We start from the raw sequence: 6,428 nt of genomic DNA on the forward strand, positions 1-6,428 counted from the left end.
CGACAATCAGAACAGTAAAATCGCATCATGAGGCATTATACATAAAGGTAGTCACCGGTTTTTAGCTTATCTTCAACCCATAACGGTCTCATCTATTCAGTTCACTACCATTGATTGAAATAACTAATCTTATAAATTTCAGAGTGATCGTAGATGACAAAAATGTCATTTTAAAGTCACATTAATGTTGGTTAAGTACTTTTACTGTAGTCATTAGAACACTCTTCTTTGGAATACTCTGAAGAAAACTGTAAGGTTGTAAACAGACCAAGTTACAGCGAGTAACTGATTCAGAAAAAGGCTGGTTGTATGGTGAAAGTTTAGAGTTACTGTTCTAATGTTTTAAACAAATGTTTTGTTAAAAAGGAGCAACATATGAAATTTCACATCGCTAATATGACTTGTGGTGGTTGTGCACGCGGCATTACTACCGCAATTAAAGAGCTCGACTCGAATGCCTCACTCGATATTGATTTACAAAACCGTATTGTTGAAATCAACACAACGGTGAGTCAGGATCAAGTCATTGCCACTCTCAGTGAGCGTGGATTTACAGCTGATCCTGCTTAATCTCTGTTAGAGTAACAGTGGGAATTCCTTACCACTTTTACTCTCTCTTATTTTCCTCATCGTACAGATAAAACCTGTACTTGCTTGAAATAAAAGTAATCCCTGAATTCCCCCTAATCTTGGTTCGAGCTGATCTTCGCATATAGAACTCAGCATATCTAAATGATAGAGATCGTATATGAGTACCGAAATGACTGATACGCCACACTACAGTGAAACATTAGAGATTGAGGGGATGACATGTGCTTCTTGTGTAGGCCGTGTGGAAAAAGCTTTAAAATCTGTTGAGGGTGTTGAATCGGCTCATGTAAATCTGGCTACCGAAAAAGCAGTCATTTATGCGCATCAACCACTTGATCGCGCTACTTTAATTAAAGCCGTAGAAAAAGCAGGCTACGAAGTGGAAGCGCTGCAACCAATAGAGCTTACGATTGAGGGTATGTCATGTGCTTCTTGTGTAGGTCGAGTAGAAAAGGCCTTAAAATCTGTTGAGGGTGTGGAATCAGCTCATGTAAATCTGGCTACTGAAAAAGCGACTATTCAGGCAAGCTCATCTGTCACTCGTGACTCGTTAATTCAGGCTGTCACCAAAGCAGGGTTTGAAGCAAAGTCAGTTCATCAAACTACGGAAAGCTTTCAAGATAAAAAAAATATTGAATTAGAAAAACTTAAAAAAGATTTAATTTTGTCAGTCTTATTGACTCTACCCGTTTTTATTTTAGAAATGGGATCACACCTGATTCCCGCCTTTCATACGTTTATGATGGATAACATTGGCCAACAAAATAGCTGGTTAATGCAATTTTTCTTGACCACAGTAGCATTAATTTTTCCAGGCCGACGCTTCTTTAAAAAGGGCATCCCAAGTTTATTCCGCTTAGCACCAGACATGAATTCCTTGGTGGCTGTAGGAACATTGGCTGCTTATCTTTATTCAGTGGTTGCTACTTTCTTTCCAAGTGTCCTGCCACAAGGCACGGTCAATGTTTATTATGAAGCTGCAGCGGTTATTATCACTTTAATTCTATTAGGTAGATTTTTTGAAGCCAAGGCAAAAGGCCGAACGTCTTTAGCAATTCAACATCTAGTTGGAATGCAGCCTAAAGTTGCCAGAATACAGCTCAATAATCAGGTGATAGAAGTTCCGATTGCCGAAGTTCAAACAGGAACGATTGTAGAGATTAGACCAGGCGAGCGTATCCCTGTCGATGGTGAAGTTATTCACGGCCAAAGTTTTATTGATGAATCCATGATTACTGGCGAGCCTATGCCCGTTGAAAAAACGATAGGCTCTACTGTGGTAGGAGGAACAATTAACCAAAGTGGCAGCTTAAATATCAAAGCCACCTCTGTTGGTAGTTCATCAGTGCTTTCTCAAATCATCCGAATGGTTGAACAGGCACAGGGTTCCAAGCTGCCTATTCAGGCATTGGTTGATAAAATTACCATGTGGTTTGTACCTGTAGTAATGGGTCTCTCTCTTTTAACTTTTATTACTTGGTTTATCTTCGGCCCTGAGCCAGCCCTAACGTTTAGCTTAGTTAATGCAGTTGCGGTACTCATTATTGCATGTCCTTGTGCAATGGGACTTGCAACGCCTACATCAATCATGGTGGGAACTGGGCGTGGTGCTGAAATGGGTGTTTTATTCCGTAAAGGGGAAGCTTTGCAGCTGCTCAAAGAAACTAAAGTGGTTGCTGTTGATAAAACAGGGACCCTGACTGAAGGGAAACCAATTTTAACCGATCTGCATGTCTTAGAAGGGTTTGAATACAATGCCGTACTTTCACTTATGGCAGCCGTTGAATCAAAGTCTGAGCATCCTATTGCTCGAGCAATTGTACAAGCCGCTATAGATAAGGAATTAATTCTGTCTCCTGTTGCTGATTTCAAGTCAGTCACGGGCTATGGAATAGAAGCAACGGTGTCTGAACATTTGGTTCATATTGGTGCAGATCGATATATGGAAAAACTAGGTTTGAATCCTAATGTTTTTTCTCAATTTTCGGATCGTTTGGGAGAAGAAGGAAAAACCCCTCTCTATGTTGCGATTGACCAGAAACTTGCTGCCATTATTGCTGTAGCAGATCCAATTAAAGAATCAACATTTGCTGCAATTGAAGCGTTACATCAGTTAGGTTTAAAGGTTGCCATGATTACAGGTGATAACCGTCATACAGCTCAAGCGATTGCAAAAAAACTAGGTATTGATGAGGTTATTGCAGAAGTCTTACCAGAAGGTAAAATAGAGGCCGTTAAAAAATTAAAAAATCAATATGGTAAACTCGCATATGTTGGAGATGGCATTAATGATGCCCCTGCACTTGCAGAAGCAGATATTGGTTTAGCAATAGGTACAGGTACAGACGTAGCTATTGAAGCTGCTGATGTGGTTTTGATGTCTGGCAACCTGAAAGGAGTGCCAAATGCTATCGCTTTAAGCAAAGCGACTATAACCAATATTCGTGAAAATTTATTTTGGGCATTTGTTTACAATGCAGCTCTGATTCCTATTGCAGCAGGTGTACTTTATCCGCAATTTGGACTGCTACTTTCTCCTGTATTTGCTGCTGGTGCAATGGCTCTCTCGTCAATATTTGTACTAGGAAATGCTTTACGATTAAAACGTTTTAAAGCCCCCCTTGCAATTATTTAACCATTTTTTATATACATTGGCTTTGTTGCACAAAGATTTGAAATGCAAAGCGCCCCTAATTGAGCCAAATTTAAGGCGTAACTTGGGTAAGTGGTCGACCTAATTCCGTAAATCTGTTAAGGACTGCCACACGTGCATGGATCTCATTGACTTGGCTATCAAAACTCCTTGCACTGAGTTTATCTCCTAATAATTTGATGCAATGCATCTTAGTTTCAACCAAACTTCGCCGATGATAGCCTGACCATTTTTTCCATAGTGTCCTGCCTAAACGTTTAATTGCTCGAAGTAATTCATTTCGCTCTAGCGAGCTACTCTTTGTATCTTTCCATGGTTTCGCATTTTTTCTAGGTGGAATCACCGCATGCGCTTGCCGATCTGCAATGACCTGACGGCATTGCTTGGTGTCATAAGCTCCATCGGTATAAACAGAGTCAATCCGCTCATCTTGTGGAATCTGATTAAGTAAATCACCAAGCACCTGTGAATCACTGACATTATTGGTTGTAAGCTGAACTGCTCGTATTTGTAGGGTTTTAGCATCTATACCAATATGAAGTTTACGCCATTGGCGACGATATTCAGGTCCATGTTTCTTGCGTTTCCATTCGCCCTCACCTAGAAACTTCATGCCTGTAGAGTCCATGAGTAGATGCAGCCCATCGCTACTTTTTTGGTAGCTGATTACAATATCAATATGCTTTTGTCTTCTACAAAGCGTGGTGTAATCTGGAGCTATCCAATTTAATCCGCAAAGTTTAATCAGACTTTGCACAAAGCCAGTGACCATACGTAAAGACAGACGGAATAAGGATTTAATCATTAAGCAGCATTGGATGACTGCGTCGGAGTAGGTTTGATTTCGCCCTTGTTTACCGATGGACGGAGCATACCATTGCGTAGCAGGATCAAACCAAATGGCAATATTTCCGCGACTCATGAGTGCTCGGTTATATGCGGGCCAATTGGTTGTGCGGTAGATTTTGTGTGCAGGCTTCTTCATTTGAAAATTATATCGCTGAAAAACCCTTTACAGATAGGTTTGTGCAACAAAGCCATCCACGATTCATATTCAATCCCATGACTTTAAAGCGCAAAGCGTGTTGCAGATGCAGCTCTTATTCCGAGGAATTTTACACTGGTATCGCCCGCCGATAGAAACACCAGATCCGGCAGTCAGGACGTAAATAACCATTCCTCCAGTTTAAATAAAAAAACCTGCAGATTCGATGCAGGTTTTTTTTAGAGATAATCAATCGCGTCTTATTTGGCTTTACGCTCTTTTTCAATCAGGTAATTCACCACCTGAATGACTTTGGCATCATTACCCTGCACAATATATTTACCATTCACGGTCACTGCCGGAACACCACTTAACTGATACTGAGCAGCCAGATTTTTGGCTTGGGCAATTTTCGAAGTGATCGGGAAAGATTTATAAGTGCTGTTAAATTTCGCTTCAGGAATACCATAGCGGGTATAGAACTTGGCCAATTGCGCCTGTTCTAAAATTGGACGTTGCTTATCATGAATATCATGGAATAATTGTAAATGTGCTTTTTGACGCACACCCAATGCTTCAGACACATAATAAGCACGCGCTGCCTGCTCCCAGAGTGGATTCATTGCAGCCGGCGTACGTACAAAACGTACATCTTTTGGTAATTTTTTCAACCAGCCCTGCATATGTGGTTCAAGCGCGAAACAGTGACCACAGCCGTACCAGAAGAATTCACGTACCTCAATTCTGCCCGGTTTTTCGACTTTGACTGGTTTTGCAACCACCTGATAGTCCTGACCTGCCACAAAATTGGCCATAGCATTGCCTGAAAAGGCCAAAACAGATGCGGCAACAGCTCCTAAAAGGAATTTTTTCATTGGGATTATCGTCCTCTAAATCATTATGCTTAGTGTATGGGTTCACTATAAATCAATTATGCCGGTTCCGTTTTCATGCTGCGAACTTTTGTGCTATCAGAACCGCTACATTAAAGTATGCGACTGATTTTAAGTCAGTTAATATGGCCATTCGACCGCTATGTGTTTTTAGATAATCACAAAAGTTAAACTTTGAGTAATAAAAACGGTTATAATTTCTACGATTAAAACGTAGTGGTCAAACCTACAGTAAATATTAGCTTCTTACTATTCTCTTCAGTAACAGCCGCGTGGCTCTGAGAATGATCTTCTGACATACAATAGTTTCCTTATTCTATTTACGATTAGCTGAGAGACTTGAGTAAGCCTCAATATTTCTGCTAAAAATTGCTTACTATAATTGGTCAAGAAGCTTTCTTTTCATTTATCCACCGGGACAATATTGGTAATAAAACCAACATAAGAAGGGTTGATGAGATAATTCCTCCAATAACCACATTTGCTAGTGGGCACTTTACTTTTTTCTCCAATTCCAATGCCTCCCTAACTAATTAGAGAGTTTTAAGCATTATTACATGAATCTTTCCAGTACTATTGTTGCAAATATACTAAGTTGCATATTTATTCCTGCCTATGTATAGGAGCATATGTAACCCTAAAGTTTAAAATAGTCTTTTCGGATTATTTAAAAATTTGAAAATGGTAAAGAATAAATTAAAAACAATAAATATATTTATCATTCGATTTAAAAAAATTAATTAATCTTAGTTACACCATACTAAAAATAACTAATTTTTAGTTTTCCTAGTTATATGTGCTTCATTATAATTTTGAATTAATTCTCTTCACACCCTTTGCTTTTTTCATTGTTAATTATTTCTAAATTTTTCTCTAAGAAACGAAGTCCCCCATCAGCAAAACTACTGGTTGAAAAAACTATAGTAAAAATAACTAAAACAATCTTCATATATATATTATTGAATCTAATCATATCTTGGACCAAAAAATAATTTCTTCATATACTAATTCCTAGATATATACACCTAAATGACAACCAAATTACAAATTTGTAATTTTGTTAAGGTTTGTCCTAAAAAAAATAAATTAATACTATTTTAACAAAGATAAGTCGTTGCTGAAAAATTTGAATTGTAAGGGATTTAATTAGGCACTGTTGCAAATAGAGATTTGAGTCGATGATGTTCCCTTTAAAAAGTACTTAGAGACCGAAAACCCTGTTGATTAGACACACTTCACCCTGAGGCTGACCATAATAAAATGACGATGCTTGTCCTTTACGTAGTGCACGCATGACTTCAATACC

The 6,428-nt window shown here is 38.8% G+C and carries 4 protein-coding genes and 3 pseudogenes; 2 read left to right on the forward strand and 5 right to left on the reverse strand.

The window, feature by feature from the left end:
* The first annotated feature begins 375 nt into the window (after positions 1 to 375).
* Positions 376 to 570, forward strand: a complete 195-nt coding sequence (locus tag ACP7BU_RS14675) for a heavy-metal-associated domain-containing protein (RefSeq protein WP_004281879.1) — start codon at positions 376 to 378, stop codon at positions 568 to 570.
* Positions 571 to 748: 178 nt separating this feature from the next.
* Complete coding sequence (locus tag ACP7BU_RS14680; RefSeq protein ID WP_004281880.1) at positions 749 to 3,226, forward strand: heavy metal translocating P-type ATPase; 2,478 nt, start codon at positions 749 to 751, stop codon at positions 3,224 to 3,226.
* Between the two features lie 70 nt (positions 3,227 to 3,296).
* Here ACP7BU_RS14680 and ACP7BU_RS14685 read toward each other — a convergent pair whose 3' ends face one another.
* From ACP7BU_RS14685 to ACP7BU_RS14705, 5 genes and pseudogenes are all read right to left on the reverse strand, one after another.
* On the reverse strand, positions 3,297 to 4,229 hold the full coding sequence (locus tag ACP7BU_RS14685) for an IS5-like element ISAba12 family transposase (RefSeq protein ID WP_034581348.1): 933 nt from the start codon (positions 4,227 to 4,229) through the stop codon (positions 3,297 to 3,299).
* Between the two features lie 260 nt (positions 4,230 to 4,489).
* Positions 4,490 to 5,104: a thiol:disulfide interchange protein DsbA/DsbL gene (locus ACP7BU_RS14690; protein ID WP_004281236.1), complete on the reverse strand. Its 615-nt coding sequence runs from the start codon at positions 5,102 to 5,104 to the stop codon at positions 4,490 to 4,492.
* Between the two features lie 177 nt (positions 5,105 to 5,281).
* Positions 5,282 to 5,421 (reverse strand): annotated as a pseudogene (locus tag ACP7BU_RS14695) (cation diffusion facilitator family transporter); the annotation flags it as partial.
* A gap of 87 nt (positions 5,422 to 5,508) precedes the next feature.
* Positions 5,509 to 5,625, reverse strand: a pseudogene (locus ACP7BU_RS14700) (hypothetical protein); the annotation flags it as partial.
* Positions 5,626 to 6,323: 698 nt separating this feature from the next.
* Positions 6,324 to 6,428, reverse strand: a pseudogene (locus ACP7BU_RS14705) (IS6 family transposase); the annotation flags it as partial.

The sequence above is a fragment of the Acinetobacter sp. 40AMC3-4 genome, assembly GCF_049898185.1.
Taxonomy (GTDB): Bacteria; Pseudomonadota; Gammaproteobacteria; order Pseudomonadales; family Moraxellaceae; genus Acinetobacter.

Bases quoted from the DNA above. Each gene is read 5' to 3' on its own strand.
- ACP7BU_RS14675 (WP_004281879.1), top strand. From the start codon at position 376: ATGAAATTTCACATCGCTAATATGACTTGTGGTGGTTGTGCACGCGGC.
- ACP7BU_RS14680 (WP_004281880.1), top strand. From the start codon at position 749: ATGAGTACCGAAATGACTGATACGCCACACTACAGTGAAACATTAGAG.
- ACP7BU_RS14685 (WP_034581348.1), bottom strand. From the start codon at position 4,229: ATGAAGAAGCCTGCACACAAAATCTACCGCACAACCAATTGGCCCGCA.
- ACP7BU_RS14690 (WP_004281236.1), bottom strand. From the start codon at position 5,104: ATGAAAAAATTCCTTTTAGGAGCTGTTGCCGCATCTGTTTTGGCCTTT.